Source organism: Pseudomonas sp. A-RE-19 (assembly GCF_019956555.1).
In the GTDB taxonomy this organism is placed as follows: Bacteria; Pseudomonadota; Gammaproteobacteria; order Pseudomonadales; family Pseudomonadaceae; genus Aquipseudomonas.
The window spans coordinates 38410-55454 of record NZ_JAHBDQ010000025.1; the positions used below are offsets into that span (position 1 = coordinate 38410).

A 17045-nucleotide genomic window follows, 5' to 3' on the forward strand; every position below is an offset into this window, starting at 1 on the left:
GAATAAGAACCATTACCAACTATACCTGCCAAGGTCTTAACCTCATGTCCGCATCCCGTTTCATGCTTCGACCTCTGACCCGCGCCCTGTTAATGAGCAGCACGACCCGCTCCCGCATGACCTCCACCGGCCTCGGCCTGGCGATGACCCTGGCCATGACGCCTTATGTCCAGGCCCAGGAATGGACCCTGAACATCCCGGCCCAGCCACTGGCTCAGGCGCTGCAGACCCTCGGTCATCAGACCAACCTGCAAATCATCTACAGCCCCGAAAGCATTCAGAACCTGCGCTCCAGTGCCCTCAACGGCCGCTATCAGGAAGATGATTCGCTCAGCGCGCTGCTCAAGGGCACCGGAATCCGCCATCAGCGCGACGGCAACACGGTCACCCTGCTGGCGCCGGCCACTGGCAGCGCGATGGAACTGGCACCGACCAGCGTCACCGGTCAGCAATTGGGCGCGACCACCGAAGGCAGCAACTCTTACACCACCGGGACGGTGACCATTGGCAAGGGCGAGCATTCACTCAGGGAAACCCCACAGTCGATCACCGTCATCACGCGCAAGATGCTCGATGACCAGAACCTGAACACCATCGAACAGGTCATGGAAAAGACCCCGGGCATCACCGTTTACGACTCGCCCATGGGCGGCAAGTATTTCTACTCCCGGGGCTTTCGCATGACCGGCCAGTACCAGTACGACGGCGTGCCGCTGGACATCGGCAGCAGCTACGTGCAGGCCGACAGCTTCAACAGCGACATGGCGATCTATGACCGGGTCGAAGTGTTGCGCGGCGCAGCCGGGATGATGAAAGGCGCCGGGGGTACCGCGGGCGGCGTGAACTTCGTGCGCAAGCGCGGCCAGGACACCCCGCACACCCAACTGTCGCTGTCCGCCGGCAGCTGGGACAACTACCGTGGCCAGGTCGACACCGGCGGCCCGCTGAACGACGCCGGCACCATCCGTGGCCGGGCCGTGGTCACCCAGCAGACCCGTCAGTATTTCTATGATGTGGGCGCGCGCAAGGACCAGATCTACTACGGCGCCCTGGACTTCGACCTGAGCCCCGACACCACGCTGGGTCTGGGCATGGCCTATGAAGACGTCGATGCCACCCCTTGCTGGGGCGGCCTGCCGCGCTACGCCGACGGCAGCGACCTGAAACTCTCGCGCTCCACCTGCCTGAATACCGCCTGGAACAACCAGCGCAGCAAGCGGGCCACTTACTTTGGCGATTTGAAACACCAGCTCAATGACAACTGGGCGCTGAAGGTCGCGGGGGTTTACTCGAAGAACACCCAGGACATGGAATACGCCTTCCCGAGCGGTTCGGTACCGGTCGGCGCCACCAGCTCCAGTACCCTGATGCTCGGCAGCATCTATGACTACGACCAGGTCGACTACGGCCTCGACGCTTACGTGGATGGAAAATTCGACGCGTTCGGCCAAGAGCACGAGCTGACCTTCGGTGCGAACGCCAGTCGCTCCCACAAGGATGACTTCTACGCCGTGGCCGTTCTGCCCCAGCGTCAGAATGTGCTGAACCCCGACCACCACCTGCCCCAGCCGGATGAAAGTTACTACCTGGCCAACGCCTCCCGTGGTGGTCCCGTGGACATGCGGATCCTGCAATACGGCGCCTACTCCACGGCACGCCTGAAACTGGCAGACCCGCTGACCTTCGTCCTGGGCAGCCGCGTCAGCTGGTACAAATCCGAAACCGACTCCGTCTCGTACTTCCGTGGCGAAGGCACGCCGATCAGTTCCGAGTCCAAGGAAACCGGGCAGGTCACCCCGTTTGCGGCGCTGCTGTTCGACATCAACGACAACCTGACCGTCTACACCAGCTACGCGGATATCTTCACCCCGCAGGGCGGCTACAAGACCATCACCGGTGCGACCCTCAAGCCATTGATCGGTCAGAGCTATGAACTGGGGATCAAGGGTGAATGGTTCGACGGTCGCCTGAACAGCGCCTTCAACCTGTTCCGCACCGTCCAGAAAGACGCCGCCCAGGATGACCCGGCCTGCCCGGACAGCAGCTGCTCGCAGAACTCCGGCAAGGTGCGCGCCCAGGGTTTCGAAGCCGAAGTCAGCGGTGAAGTCATCGACCGTCTGCAATTGCTGGCCGGCTACACCTACACACAGACCAAAGTGCTGGAAGACGCCGACGTCAGTCAGGATGGCGTGTCATACAACACCTACGTGCCGCGTCACCTGCTGCGCGTGTGGGGTGACTACGCCCTCAGCGGTCCGCTGGAACGCGTTACCGTCGGTGCTGGCGTCAACGCGCAAAGCAGCAACTACCGCACCTCACCTACCAGCGGCAACAACATCACCCAGGGTGGCTATGCGGTCTGGAACGGTCGCATCGGCTACCGCATCGATGACACCTGGTCCGTGGCGCTGAACGGCAACAACCTGTCCGACAAACGCTACTACGCCACGGTCGGTACCGAAGGTTTCGGTAACTTCTACGGTGAACCGCGCAACTTCGTGATGTCGGTCAAGGCTGACTTCTGATTGCAGCCTCAATGGAAACGCCCTGCAATTGCGGGGCGTTTTTTTGTGTGAGCAAGGCGAGAAAATGGCGGTGGTTTTAACTGAAAGTTCGGGGGTGCTTTTTTGGGCCTCATCCACCACAAGACCCGAAGTGATATCGCTAAACAAGCGCTGTTTAATCGACACTTCCAGATACTCACTCAGGCTACACATTCTTGCGCCATTGCCTACGACTGCGCCAGAATCCGCCGGCTTGTGCGCCTTGAGGCCGGGCTCTATCGTTTCCGGGTCGCTGACCAATCAGCGATCGGGTTTAGCAGCTCGGTAAATATCAAGGCACGCAGTGTCATCTCTCGATCAGCCGGCTACTTTTGCCTACGCTGGTCTGCGTTATGGTGACTGTGCGTGGGGCACTTCGGTGCGCCGGGTTCCTTGATCCCTGGTCTGCTAACCCGCGTACAGTCGCCACCTTTCTCGTTTAGCAGCGACATGTGGCGACTCCATTGATCAAGGAGTTTTACCATGTTCAAACCAACGCCAAATCCTCCGGAAACCGACGACGTTTCCCCCTACGAATCCCTCGATTCCAAAAAACTCAACGAAGCCGCCGACCGCGCCCTCGATTACTACCTCAAACCGGCGATACCCAAAGACACCCCGCGCAAACCCAGCACCATTTACCACGTCGGCGCCGAGGTCGATAACGAGACCCTGCTGGTCAACGCCTGCGAATCCCTGGCATCAGCGAGCATGATGCTCAGTGAGTTCGCCGGGTTGATGGACATGCCACATCGCAACATGATGTTGGGGATTCAGCAGGTGGTCATGCTTGGTGAGTTGGCGGTCAATCGGGTGCTGGATAACTTCGATCCGCGAGGCTAGCCAGCAAAAGCAAAAGATCGCAGCCTCGTTTCACTCGACAGCTCCTACAGGAAGCGGGGATGCCCGTTAAATGGGAATGTACGCGGTCGGTGTAGGCGCTGGCGAAGCCTGCGATCTTTTGGCGGTATCAAAGAGTGTCGAAGGGCAAGGTCAAAAGATCGCAGCCTTCGGCAGCTCCTACAGGAAGCGGGTACACCCGTTAAATGGCGGATGTACGCGGCATGGATTGGCTCACACTCAACCCAAATGCCGACTCAACGCCCGACTCAAGCGTTCATGCACACTCAGCACATCCGGCATGACCGACGCCAGCCTGAGCAAATCATGGGTCAGGCCCGGGCAATGTTCGAGTTCGACACTCACCCCTTGCGCGCGCAGTTTATCGACGTAGGCCTGGCCTTCATCGAGCAACGGATCGAAGCCGGCCAGCAGCACAATCGCCGGCGCCGCACCGCGCAGGTCCTCAGCCCGCAACGGTGAGAAGCGCCAGTCCAGCAGGTCTTCGGGGCTGCGGGCGTAGTGCTGGTAAAACCAGTCCAGCGTGTCGTTCTCCAGCAGATACCCTTCACTGAACAACAAACGCGAATCGTGGGTGCGCGAGGCATCGGTGACCGGATAACACAGCAGCTGCACCTTGGGGACGATGGCCACGGTGTGTGGTTGAATCACCGCCTGCAAGGCCAGCACCGTCGCCAATGTGGCACCGGCACTGTCGCCGCCAAACGCAACGCGACCGGCATCCAGCCCCAGGGACAGCGCCTGTTCCGCCAGCCAGGACAAGGCGTCTTCACCGTCCTCCAGCGCTGTCGGGAAGCGGTGCTCCGGCGCCAGCCGATAGCCCACCGACAACACCGCGCATGGCGTGCGCCGGCAGAATTCGCGGCAGACACCGTCATGGGAATCCAGGCTGCCCACGACAAAACCACCGCCATGGAAATACACCAGCACCGGCATCGGTGCCGTCGCCCCGCTCGGGCGATACAAACGCAACGCCAGCGGCGCACCGTCCCGGGCCGTGGTATTGACCTCCAGCACGTCAAGATCCTGAGGGGCATTCCAACGCAATTGCGTGGTGGTGTGTTCGAAGATCGCCCGGGCCTCGGCCGGCGTCATTTGATGCAGCGCCGGCAGGCCTGCGTCCTGGCGGTCTTGCGCCAGGTCGAGGAAGGCTTCCAGATCAGGGTGTAACGACATCGAAAGAATCCTTCTATCAGCGAAAAAGGGGCGCGCCTGAGCAACACCCCCCGGCAATGATTAAAAACCCGGCACTCAGCCCACCCGCGCCATGCAATGCTCGATCAACGCCTCAAGCTCGCGCTGATAATCCTGCATGAACCGCTCCATCGTGCTGGCCCGATAACGCTGGGTGCTGTAGATGCAACGCAGCGCCAACTGACCGTCGTAAACCTGGCCGACAATCTCCAGCCAGTTGCCCAGATTGGCCTGCAGGCAGTAGTTGTCGCCGGTTTCTTCCAGCGCCGGCACCAGCAACGCCTGCTCGTCGAAGCTCTGGTCGAACTGGCCTAGATAGTTGAACGTCACCCGTGCCTGCGGCAGGTCGGCCAATTGGCGGCCCAGTTGCGGGCCGGCCAGATGACGCAATACGCCGTAGCCGATGCCCTTCTGCGGGATGGCCGCCAACTGCGCTTGCACGTTGACGATCGACGCGCCGATGTCCGCGCTGTCGGGGGTGAGCCGGACCGGGAACATGCTGGTGAACCAGCCCAGGCTGCGGCTCAGGTCGATGCTCTCGAACAGGTCCTCGCGGCCGTGCCCTTCCAGCAAAATCAGCGCCGACGGCTGTTCGCTCCAGCGACACAGCGCCCGGCTCAGGGTCGACAGCAGCAAATCGTTGATCTGCGTGCGATAGACCGCCGGCGCCTGTTTGAGCAACTGCTCGGTGTGCTCGCGAGACAACTTGAGCCGCGCCTGGGCCTGGTGACGCACCTGATTCTTGCCGCGACGGTTGTCGCATGGCAGGTCGACGCCCGGCTGATCCAGTTGTTCCAGCCAGTAGCCCAGTTCCTGCTCGGCAATCATCGGCGCCTGCGCCTGCAACGCTTCGGCAAACGCGCGATAGCTGCTGGTACGGATCGGCAATTGCGGTTCGATGCCCATCACGCAGGCCTCGTAGGCTGCTTTCAAGTCATCGAGCAAAATCCGCCATGACACGGTGTCGACCACCAGATGGTGGATGACCATCAACAGCCGCGCCTGCCCGTCCGGCAGGGCGATGTGCACCGCGCGCCAGGCCGGTCCATCGTCGAGCTTGAGGCTGCGCTGTGTCAGGTTGGCCAAGGCTTCGACCTGTTCGCTGTTCTCAGCCTCGCGGCGCCAGAGCACCGGTTCGCGACGATCCGTTAGTGCGGCGTAGCGTTGCAACCAGCGCCCGCCTTCCTGACAGAAACGCAGGCGCAAGGCGTCGTGATGGTTTTCGATCCAGCCCAGCGCCTGCTCCAGGGCGTCCAGATCCAGCGTCTGACGCGCACTCAGCAACAACGACTGGTTGTAGTGATGAGGCTCGGCCATGCCCTCGGCAAAAAACCATTCCTGGATCGGCAGCAGATTGAACAACCCTTCACTGGCCACCTGGGTGAGGTCCACCGACGGTTGCGCGGTGCCCGCCTTCACCACGTCCTGTTCGACGATACCGGCGATGGTCTGGTAGCGCATCAGATCGCGCAGCTTGAGGTCCATCTGCAGGGTCGGGTGGTTCCTGACGCGGGAAATCACTTGCAGGCTCAGGATCGAGTCGCCGCCCAGTTCAAAGAAGTTGTCGCTGATACCGACCTGCTCCACCTGCAACACCTGCGCCCAGATGTCCGCCAGCAACTGTTCTTGCTGATTGCGCGGGGCGACGTATGCCTCGCTTTTGAATTCCGGCTCGGGCAATGCCCTGCGGTCAAGCTTGCCGTTGGGGGTGACTGGAAAGGCGCTGAGGCAGACGATCTGCGCCGGCACCATGTACTCAGGCAAGGTGGTGCGCAGACCGGCCTTGAGTTCATCGCCCAACTCCTGCCCGGCGTCGGTGACGACGTAACCGATCAGCTGCTTGCCGGAAGCATTGTCCCGGGCGATCACCAGGGCGTCGCTGACCTGCGCCAGTTGCCGCAGGCTGGCCTCGACTTCACCGAGCTCGATGCGGAACCCGCGCACTTTGACCTGATGGTCGATGCGGCCGACGTAATCGACCACGCCGTCCTGGCGCAAGCGCACCAGGTCGCCGGTGCGGTACAGCCGCTCGCCGCTGGCAAACGGGTTGGGCACAAAGCGCTCGCAGGTCAGGTCGGGCCGGCCATGATAACCACGGGCAACCCCGTAGCCACCGATGTACAACTCACCGGCAAACCCCGGCGGCAGCGGATTCAAATCCTCATCCAGCACATACAGCGAACGTGCCCCCACCGCGCGGCCGATCGGCGCATAAGCCGCTTCACACTGCTGGCTCACCGGCACTTTCCACAGCATCGGCGTGACCACGGTTTCCGTCGGGCCGTAGCCGTTGGTGAAGTACTCGGGACGCAACGCTGCCTTGACCTGTTCGAAAGTCTGCTCCGGCACCGCGTCGCCACCGAAGCAATAGATACGCACCGGCGGCGGTGCAATACCGCTGGCCGCGGCGTATTCGGCCAGTTGCTTGAGGTAGGCCGGCGGGAAGCAGGCGATGGTCACGCCATAGTCGTGCAGCGCTTGGTAAGTCTGCTCCGGCGTCCACAGGCAACCGTCCCGCACCACCAGCCGGCCGCCGCTGTACAGCGTACTCAACCAGCGCTCATGAGCACCGTCGAAGGCGAACGACATGAAGTGCAGCTCGCAGCTGCGGGTGTCCATCTCATACAGTTTGGCGATGGCCTGACAGTGCATGCTCAGGGGCCCCTGGGTCACCGCAACGCCTTTTGGCCGCCCGGTGGAACCCGAGGTGTAAACCAGATAAGCCAGCCCGTGCTCCAGCACGCGGCACACCGGCGCTTCATCGCCATAGCGGGACTCGTCGAGGTGATCCAGCTCAAGGTGCAACAGGCCCTCGGGCGCGGGTAATGTTTCCCGCAGACTGCTTTGGGTCAGCAGCAACGCCATGCCGGAATCTTCGATCATGTACGCCAGACGCTCCGGCGGATAATCGATGTCCAGCGGCACATACGCCGCGCCGCTTTTGAGCACGGCGAGGAAGCTGACCACCATTTCCAGCGAACGCGGCAGTGCCACGCCGATCACCACTTCCAGCCCGGCGCCGTGCTCGATCAGGCAGTGGGCCAGACGATTGGCCCGTCGTTCCAGTTCGCCGTAGCTCAGGCTCATCCCGGCGCATTGCACCGCAATGGCCTCGGGCTGACTCAGTGCGTGCCGGCTGATCAGCTCCGGCAACAGCTGCGGTTGATGATCGGATAGCGGCTCGGCGCTCCAGGTTTGCATCGCTTGCCATTGTTCAGAGGACAAACGCTGCAGGTTACCCAGGCGTTCGTAAGGCGCGCGCATCATCGCTTCAAGGGTGTTTTCCAGCGTCAGGCGAATCCCCTCCACCGCCTCGGCACTGAAGTGGCTGCGCAGGTACAGGTATTCGATCGACAACTCATCACCGAGCATCACCGCCAGGTCCATCGGCACGTTGGTCACGCCATGGCCGATGGATTTGCCGAAGGTCAGGTCGGTGTCGTTTTCTTCCTGCAAGCGATCATCGATCGGGAAGTTCTCGAACACCACGATGCTGTCGAACAGCGCCTGGCCACCGAGGTTCGACCAGCGCTGCACATCCGCCAGCGGTGCCTGGGAATAGTCGCGGATATCCAAGTTGTAGACCTGAACCTGATTCAGCCAGTCGGCCAGACGCAGGTCCGGTTCCGGGGTCTGGATGATCGGCAAGGTGTTGATGAACAGGCCCAGCATGTTGCCGACATTCGGCAGGCTCTCAGGACGCCCGGACACCGTGGCACCGAACGTCACCGTGCGCTGGCCGGTATAGCGTTGCAACAGCAACAGCCAGGCGCCCTGGATCAGGGTGTTGGGGGTGATGCGCAGGTCGCGGCAGAACTGCAGCAGCCGGGTGGTCTGCGCACTGTCCCAGTTCGAATAAATCGCGTCATGACCCGACACGTCCGCCGAGTGGCGCGGATGAATCGCCTGACTCAACGCGGTGGGTTCGTTGACCGCTGCCAGACGTGCCTTCCAGAACAGTTCCTGGGTGTCCTGATCCTGCGCTTGCAGCCAGGCGATGAAGTCGCGGTAACGGCCGTTTTCGCCGCTGACCTGGCCCTTGGCGTAGTACTGCAACACTTCACCGAACAGCCGTGAACTGCTCCAGCCATCCATCAATATGTGGTGACTGGTCCAGACCATCTGGTACTGATCGTCGCTCAAGCGCAGCAGGGTCAGCCGTTGCAACTTCGCCTCGGCCAGGTCGAAGCCCAGTGCTCGATCCTCGGTGGCGAACGCGGCGATCCGCGTGTCGCTGATGTCCTGCCCGCGCCAGTCGAGCACCTGCATCTGCAACGCCGCGTGGTACTGGACGATCTGCAGGGGCTTGGTCAGCCCGTCCTGCCAATGGAAGCTGGTGCGCAGAATCGCCTGGCGCTCAATGATGTATTCCCAGGCAGCGCGGAAGCGCTCCACGTCCAGGCCCTTGACCGGCAAGCTGACCTGGTTGACGTACAGGCTGCTGCCGTTGTCCGACAGCGTATGGAACAGCATGCCCTCCTGCATTGGCGACAACGGATAGATGTCTTCAATTGCGGCAGCCGGCACCGGCAAGGCATCAAGCTGCGTCTGGTCGAGGCGGGCCAGCGGGAAGTCCGACGGGGTCAGCCCATGGCTGCCCGGCGGGCTCGAGCGTTTGAACGCCGTACTGCCGCTGACCGGGCTTTCATCGTTCTCAAGAGGAACATTCACCTGCACCACACGCGCCAACCGTTCCACCGTCTGCTGCTGGAACAGGTCTCTAGGAGTGAACCGAATCCCCGCCTGACGCGCCCGGCTCACCACCTGAATGGAGATGATCGAATCGCCGCCCAGGGTGAAGAAGTTGTCGGTCACGCCGACCCGTTCGAGTTTCAGAATGTCTTGCCAGATCCCGGCAATCTGCTGTTCCAGCGCGGTGCGCGGCGCCACGTAATCGCGTTGCAACTGGTTGGCATCCGGGGTCGGCAAGGCCTTGCGGTCGAGTTTGCCGTTGGGGGTCAGCGGCAATTGTTCGATGAACAACCATTGCGCCGGCACCATGTAATCCGGCAGATGCGCCTTGAGCCCGGCCTTGAGTACTTCGCTCAAATCGTCCTGCTGTTGCGGGCTCAGGTCGGCCTGCGCCGGCACCACATAAGCCACCAGTTGCTGACCGCTATGGCCTTCCACCGCCAGCACCACACCTTCGTGCACGCTGTCGTGGGCCAGCAGGCGCGCTTCGATTTCACCCAGTTCGATACGGAACCCGCGCACCTTGACCTGATGGTCGATGCGGCCGATGTATTCGATCACACCGTCTTCACGCAAACGGGTCAAGTCGCCAGTGCGGTACATCCGCTCGCCATTGCTGGCCAGCGGGTTGGGCACAAAGCGCTCGGCGGTCAGGCCCGGACGGAACAGATAGCCACGGGTAATGCCGTCGCCGGCCAGGTATAACTCGGCAGCAACGCCAACCGGCGCGGCTTGCAACTGGGCATCGAGCAAGTGTGCAGTAGTGTTCACCAGCGGCCGACCGATGTTCGCCTGACCGCCGGCTTCGCGGCGGGTGCAGGTCGAATAGGTGGTGTCTTCCGACGGCCCGTACAAATCGTAAACGTGCTCGACCGAGGTCTCGCGGTACAGCGCGTCCACCAGACCTTGTTTGAGCGATTCACCCGCCAGATTGATGATGCGCACACCTGAAGGGATCTGCCCGGCGCGCTGCAAGGCCGCGATGGCCGACGGCACGGTGTTGATCAGGCGCACCTGATCGCGCTCAGGCAGGTCCGGCAACTCCAGGGCGTTGCGCGCCATGATGATCGAACCACCGCGAGCCAGGGTGACGAAAATCTCCCACACCGACAGGTCGAAACACACCGAGGTCGAGGCCAGCACGCCTTGCAGCTCTTGCTCGCTGTACACCTCGTGCGACCAGTGAATCAGCGCCTGCACGTTGCGATGAGCAATCGCCACGCCTTTGGGTTTACCGGTGGAACCGGAGGTATAAATCACATAAGCCAGGTTGGCGGAGTCGATCCGGCCCTCAAGGTTGTGCGGCGCCAGGTCGGCGAAGGCCTGACCGCCCGCCTCCACCCACACCACTTGGGCTTGGGTCTCGGGCAATTGCGACAGCAAATGCGGCTGGGTCAGCAACACCCGCGCCTGACTGTCGTCGAGCATGTAGGCCACCCGATCCGCCGGGTAGTCCGGGTCCAGCGGCACGTAGGTGCCACCGGCCTTGAGCACCGCCATCAAGGCAATCACCAGCTCGGCGGAACGAGGCATTGCCACGCCCACGCGGATTTCCGCGCCGACACCCAGCGTTTGCAGATGACGGGCCAACTGGTTGGCGCGGCGATTGAGCTCGGCATAGGTCAACCCAGCACCGGCATGCCGTAAGGCAATCGCCTGCGGCCGTGCTTCGACCTGGGCTTCAAAGCCTTGATGAATCAGGGCTTGGGCCGGGTATGCGGCATGATGGTCATTCCATTCGGCCAGAGTACGCAGCTCGCTCGCCGGCAACAGGCCGATCTCGCCCAGCAAGCGTTGCGGTGCGTCGAGGAACTGGCGCAGCACTGCTTGCAGATGAGCGGCCAGGCCGACAATGCTGCGCTCGGCGAAATGTTCGGTGAGGTAGTTGAAGTCCAGGCTCAATACTTCGCCGGCACCGGCGATCAGCGTCAGGCCGTAGTTGGTTTGTTCACGGTGTTCGAGACCGCTGAAACGCAAGCCGCCCGGATTGGCCTCCAGGGTGTCGGACACCGGGTAGTTTTCGAACACCAGCAAGGTGTCGAACAACGCTTCGCCGTTGAGCGCGGCCAGGCGTTGAATATCCTGCAATGGCGTCTGTTCGTAATCGCGCAGCAGCAGGTTCTTGTCCTGCACGCTGCGCACCCAGTCGCTGACACTGCACGTCGCTGGCGGGCTGGCGATCACCGGCAGGGTATTGATGAACAGGCCCAACTGTTGCTCGATGCCCGGCAGATCCACCGGGCGACCGGACACTGTCGCGCCGAACGCAACACTGCTCTGCCCGGTGTAGCGCTGCAACACCAGCAGCCACGCGGCTTGCACCAGGCTGTTGAGCGTCACTTGCTGCTGGCGCGAGAAACCGTTGAGGCGCTGGGTGAAGGCTGCGTCAAAGGTCAGCTTATGCACGCCTTTGCCGGGGCCGGGCACGGTTTGCCCGTGGCAGGCCGAGGCCAACCGCGTCGGTTCGTCCAGTTCGGCCAACTGCCCGCGCCAGAAGGCTTGCGCCGCGTCCTTGTCCTGGCGTTGCAGCCAGGCCAGGAAGTCGCGATAACGGCCCTGCGCACTCGGCACCGGATGCCCGGCGTAATCCTGCAGCACTTCGCCAAACATCCGCGAGTTGCTCCAGCCGTCCATGAGAATGTGGTGGCAGGTGAAGATCAGGCGATGACGGTCATCGGCGGTGCGCAGCAGGCACAGGCGCAGCAGCGGCGGATTCTGCAAGTCGAAACCGCGTTCGCGATCGGCCAAGGCACGGGCCTCAAGCACGGCTTGCACGTCCGGTTCGGCGCGCACATCCACTTCCGGCATTTCCAGGGTCAGCTGGCGATAGATCACTTGCAGCGGTGTATCGAGGCCGTTGCGGCCCCAGATGAAACCGGCGCGCAGCACTTCATGGCGGTCCACCACCCGCTGCCAGGCTTGCTGGAAGCGCGCCACATCCAGACCGTCGATATCCAGCAGCATCTGATAGACGTACGCACTGGCGTCGGCGTCGTACAGGCTGTGGAACAGAATGCCCTGCTGCATCGGCGCCAGCGGGTAAATGTCCTCGATCCGCTGCGCCGCGATCGGCAGGCTGTCCAGATGCGCCTGGGACAACCCGGCCAATGGCACATCGCAAGGGGTCAAGCCGCCGCTCGGATGGCTCAGGCAATGGTCGATCAACTCACCCAGCGCCACTTCATAAGCGCGAGCCAGGGCGTTGATGGTCGCCTCTTCGAACACGTCACCGCTGTAGGTCCAGGTCAGGCTCAATTGCCCTTGGTAGACGCGGCCGTCGATGGTCAGCCAGTTGCTCATCGGCGCCTGTTCGTCCTGCCCGGCGCCCTTGTCTTCGGTGGCCGGCACCCACAGGGCGCCCTCGTCGAAGTTGTTATCGAACTGCCCCAGGTAGTTGAACGTCACCTTGGGTTGGGACAAGCCGCTCAGGGCCGTTTTCGCAGCGTCATTGCCCAGATACCGCAGCAAGCCAAAGCCGATGCCTTTGTTCGGGATCGCGCGCAGTTGTTCCTTGATGCCCTTGATGGACGCTTCGAGGCTGGCCTGCGGAGTCAGGCGCACCGGGAACATGCTGGTGAACCAGCCCACCGTACGGCTCAGGTCGAGGTCGTCGAACAGGTCTTCGCGGCCATGCCCTTCGAGCTGCACCAGGGCACTGTCGGAGGCGCTCCACTCACACAAAACCCGGGCCAGTGCGGTCAGCAGCAAATCGTTGACCTGAGTGCGATACACCGCTGGCGCCTGTTGCAGCAGTTGCCGGGTGCGCTCGGCATCCAGACGCGTATCGACGCTGCGCTCGAAACGGTTCTGCAGTTGTCCATCCGGGTTGTCCAGCGGCAAATCCGCCGGGGCTTCGGCCAGTTGCCCGCGCCAGTAATCCAGCTCGGCTTCCAGCCCGGCGCTGCGCGCATAAGCTTGCAGGCGCTCGCCCCAATCCTTGAACGCGGTGGTCTTGGCCGGCAGGCGCAACGGCGTGCCGGCGCTCAGTTGTTGATAGGCGGTTTGCAGGTCTTCCAGCAGAATCCGCCACGACACACCATCGACCACCAAGTGATGGATCACCAACAGCAGTCGCTGGCTGGCATCGGGCAAGTCCACCAGAACCGCACGGATCAACGGGCCGTCGCTCAGGTTCAGGCTGCGCTGCAGCTCCAGGCACAGCGCCGGCAACGCTTCGCTGTCTGGCAACGCCACAGTGCGCAGCAGTGCATTCGGCTGATCGACGGCGGCATGCTCCTGCACCCAATCACCTGCGGTTTGGCGATAGCGCAAACGCAAGGCATCGTGATGCCGTTGCAGGTGTTCCAGGGCCTGCTCCAACGCAGCCGCATGCAGAGGTTCGGCCGGGGTCAGCAGGATCGACTGGTTCCAGTGCTGACGCTCGGGAATCTCGGTGGCGAAAAAATACTGTTGAATCGGGGTCAGCACGGCAGTGCCGAGCACATCACCTTGCATCGCCTGCACCGCATCGCTCTGCTGTGCGACGGTGGCCAGGCGTTGCACGGTCTGGTGCTGGAAGATGTCTTTGGGCGAGAAGCGGATGCCCGCCAGACGCGCCCGGCTGACCACCTGAATCGAGATGATCGAATCGCCGCCCAATTCGAAGAAGTTGTCGTTGAGCCCGACCCGCTCGACTTTCAACACGTCCTGCCAGATCTCGGCCAGGCGCTGTTCGAGCTCGCTGCGCGGTGCCGCGTAAGCCTCTTGCACCAGGCTCACATCAGGGTTGGGCAATTGCTTGCGATCGAGCTTGCCGTTGGCCGTCAGCGGCAGGCGTTCGAGGAACACCCAGCTGACCGGCACCATGTAGTCCGGCAGGTTTTCACGCAATTGCGCCTTGATCGAATCGCGCAAGCTGGCATGGGCATCCGCGTCCAGTGGCTCGCTCGGCACGATCCACGCAGCTAGTTGCTGCCCACTGAGCCCTTCGACCGCCAGCACCACGGCTTCACGCACCGCGTCATGGTTGAGCAATTGGGTTTCGATTTCCCCCAGCTCGATACGGAAACCGCGAATCTTTACCTGATGGTCGATACGGCCGGTGTACTCGATCACCCCGTCGCCGCGTCGCCGCGCCTGGTCGCCGGTGCGATACAGGCGTTCGCCGGCCACAGGGTTGAACGGATCGGGAACAAAACGGGTGGCGCTCATGCCTGGCTGGTTCAGATAACCCCGCGCCAGCCCAGCCCCGGAGATGTACAACTCGCCGATGCACCCTTGGGGCACCAGATTCAGCGCGTCATCGAGCAAGTACCACGACAGGTCGACAATCGGCTCGCCGATCGGGCTGCTGTGGGCCTGTTGCAAGTCCGCCATGGACAGCGGGCGACAGGTCACATGCACGGTGGTTTCGGTGATGCCATACATGTTGATCAGGGTCGGCGCGCGATCGCCGAAACGCTCGAACCAGGGGCGCAGGCTCTGCACTTCCAGCGCCTCGCCGCCAAACACCACGTAACGCAGCGCAGGGTTGCGCGACGAGGCACTGGCCACTTGCATCAGCGGTTTGAACGCCGACGGCGTCTGGTTCAGAACGGTGACCTGTTCATCGCAAAGCAAGGTGTAGAACTCTTCCGGTGAACGGGTGACGTCGTGGGGCACCACCACCAGTTTGCCGCCGTGGAGCAGCGCGCCGAAGATTTCCCAGACCGAGAAATCGAACGCGTACGAATGGAACAGCGTCCAGCTGTCCTCGGGGCCGAAACCGAACCAGTGATCGGTGGCGCTGAACAGGCGAATGACATTGCCATGGGGCAGCAACGCGCCTTTGGGCTTGCCGGTGGACCCGGAGGTGTAAATCACATACGCGAGGTTGTCTGCAGTGGTCAGACAAGGAGGATTGGCGGCGCTGATTTCCTGCGGTGGTTGATTCAGATCCAGGCAGGCCAATCCCGGTGGAATCGGCAACTGCGCCAACAGGTGGCCCTGGGTCAGCAACAGCTCGATCCCGCTGTCCTCGATCATGTAGCGCAAACGGTCGTCGGGGTAGCTCGGGTCCAGCGGCACATAAGCGCCACCGGCCTTCAGCACAGCGACAATGGCGACGATCATGTCCAGCGAACGTTCCACCGCCACGCCCACCCGCACATCGGGGCCGACGCCACGGGCGATCAGCCGATGCGCCCATTGGTTGGCCCGGCGATTGAGTTCGGCATACGTCAGCCGTTGCCCGGCGAACACCACTGCCGGCGCGTCCGGACGATGCTCGGCCTGAGCCTCGATCAACTGATGAATGCACTGGCTGACCGGGTGCACCACCGGGCTCGGGTTCCAGTGCGCGAGTAGTTGTTGTTGCTGCGCGTCATCGAGCACCGGCAGCTGGGCAATGCGCTGGGTCGGGTCCTGAACGATCGCCCGCAGCAGGTTGCGCCAGTGCTGCGCCAGACGCTCGATGGTCGAAGCTTCGAACAGGTCCGTGGCGTATTTGAGCACCGCTTCAATGCCATGGGCCTGTTCGGTGGTGTTCAGTACCAGATCGAACTGCGCGGTTGCGCTTTGCCATTCCAGCGGCTCGATGCTCAAGCCGTTCAACCGCGTCTGGACACTGATCCGGCTTTCGGCCTGGTGATTGAACATCACCTGGAACAACGGGCTGTGACTCAGGCTGCGTCCCGGTTCCAGGGCTTCCACCAATTGTTCGAACGGCAGGTCCTGATGGGCCTGGGCTTCCTGGGCGGTTTGCCGAACCTGGCGCAGCAGATCGACGAAGCTGGCTTGCCCGTCGACGTCCGCCTTGAGCACCTGGGTGTTGACGAAGAAACCGATCAGACGCTCGATCTCCACGCGTCCGCGGTTGGCCACCGGCACACCGACGCGGATGTCGGCCTGGCCGCTGTAGCGGTGCAACAAGGCCTGGAACGAGGCCAGCAACAGCACGAATAGCGTGACGTTTTCTCGTCGGGCGAAGGCCTTGAGGCTGTCGCTCAGCGCCGGGTCCAGAATCAGGTTGTGGCTGGCTCCGACAAAGCTCTGCTCCACCGGACGCGCACGGTCGGTGGGCAGCTCCAGCACCGGTTGCTCGCCGCCGAGCTTGTGTTGCCAATAGGCCAGTTGACGCTCCTGTTCGCCGGCCTCCATCCATTGCCGCTGCCACAGGGCGTAATCGGCGTATTGAATCGGCAGGGCCGGCAGCCCGGCGTCATGCCCGAGGTTGAAACCGGCATACAACTGCACCAGCTCCTCGATCATCACCTGCAACGACCAACCGTCCGAGACGATGTGATGCAGGGTCAGCACCAGCACGTGATCGTGCGGGGTGACTTGCAGCAGGGCCGCGCGCAACAGCGGGCCGGTCTGCAAATCGAAAGCTTTCTGGCTCTGGGTCTGGACGAAGGCCTGGATCGACGCCTGCGGGTTTGTCGCCAGCTCAGGGCTCAGCTCGTGAAAATCCAGGGCAAACGATCCTGCGGGCAGGATCGTTTGCAAGGGTTGCCCGGCGTCTTGAGTGAACACCGTGCGCAAGGTTTCGTGACGTTCGATCAGCGCCTGGACGCTGCGCTGCAACGCGGCCACATCCAGCGGGCCCTGCAAGCGCAGGGCCGTGGGAATGTTGTAGGCCGCGCTGTGCGGCGCCCATTGCCAGAGAAACCACTGGCGCTGCTGAGCGTAGGACAACAACAACGGTTCTTCAGCCGTGCGCTTGAAAACCGGGGCAATGTCAAAAAGGTTGACGCCTTTCTGCTTGAGCAGCACCGCCAGAGCCTTTCTTTGCTTAGCCGAAAGTTGTCCTACCGACTCGATTAACTCTTGCACGCG

4 protein-coding genes are annotated in these 17045 nt (G+C 62.4%); 2 read left to right on the top strand and 2 right to left on the bottom strand.

All coding sequences use genetic code 11. The features are described from left to right. The first annotated feature begins 44 nt into the window (after window positions 1-44). Together KGB14_RS17485 and KGB14_RS17490 are read left to right on the top strand one after the other, a co-directional pair. The gene (locus tag KGB14_RS17485; RefSeq protein ID WP_223488002.1) at window positions 45-2525 is read left to right on the top strand and encodes a TonB-dependent siderophore receptor; all 2481 of its coding nucleotides are present in this window, start codon (window positions 45-47) and stop codon (window positions 2523-2525) included. A 501-nt stretch (window positions 2526-3026) separates the two neighbouring features. Continuing rightward, entirely contained in the window at window positions 3027-3386 is a 360-nt protein-coding gene (locus KGB14_RS17490) for a DUF6124 family protein (protein WP_223488003.1), read from the top strand. Between the two features lie 237 nt (window positions 3387-3623). Here the strand turns inward: KGB14_RS17490 and KGB14_RS17495 are convergent, their stop codons facing one another. Both KGB14_RS17495 and KGB14_RS17500 read right to left on the bottom strand, forming a co-directional pair. Then, the gene (locus KGB14_RS17495) at window positions 3624-4580 is read right to left on the bottom strand and encodes an alpha/beta hydrolase (RefSeq protein ID WP_223488004.1); all 957 of its coding nucleotides are present in this window, start codon (window positions 4578-4580) and stop codon (window positions 3624-3626) included. A gap of 75 nt (window positions 4581-4655) precedes the next feature. Next, the gene (locus KGB14_RS17500; RefSeq protein ID WP_223488005.1) at window positions 4656-17042 is read right to left on the bottom strand and encodes a non-ribosomal peptide synthase/polyketide synthase; all 12387 of its coding nucleotides are present in this window, start codon (window positions 17040-17042) and stop codon (window positions 4656-4658) included. Window positions 17043-17045: the final 3 nt, after the last annotated feature.

Bases quoted from the DNA above. Each gene is read 5' to 3' on its own strand.
- KGB14_RS17495 (WP_223488004.1), bottom strand. From the start codon at position 4,580: ATGTCGTTACACCCTGATCTGGAAGCCTTCCTCGACCTGGCGCAAGAC.
- KGB14_RS17485 (WP_223488002.1), top strand. From the start codon at position 45: ATGTCCGCATCCCGTTTCATGCTTCGACCTCTGACCCGCGCCCTGTTA.
- KGB14_RS17490 (WP_223488003.1), top strand. From the start codon at position 3,027: ATGTTCAAACCAACGCCAAATCCTCCGGAAACCGACGACGTTTCCCCC.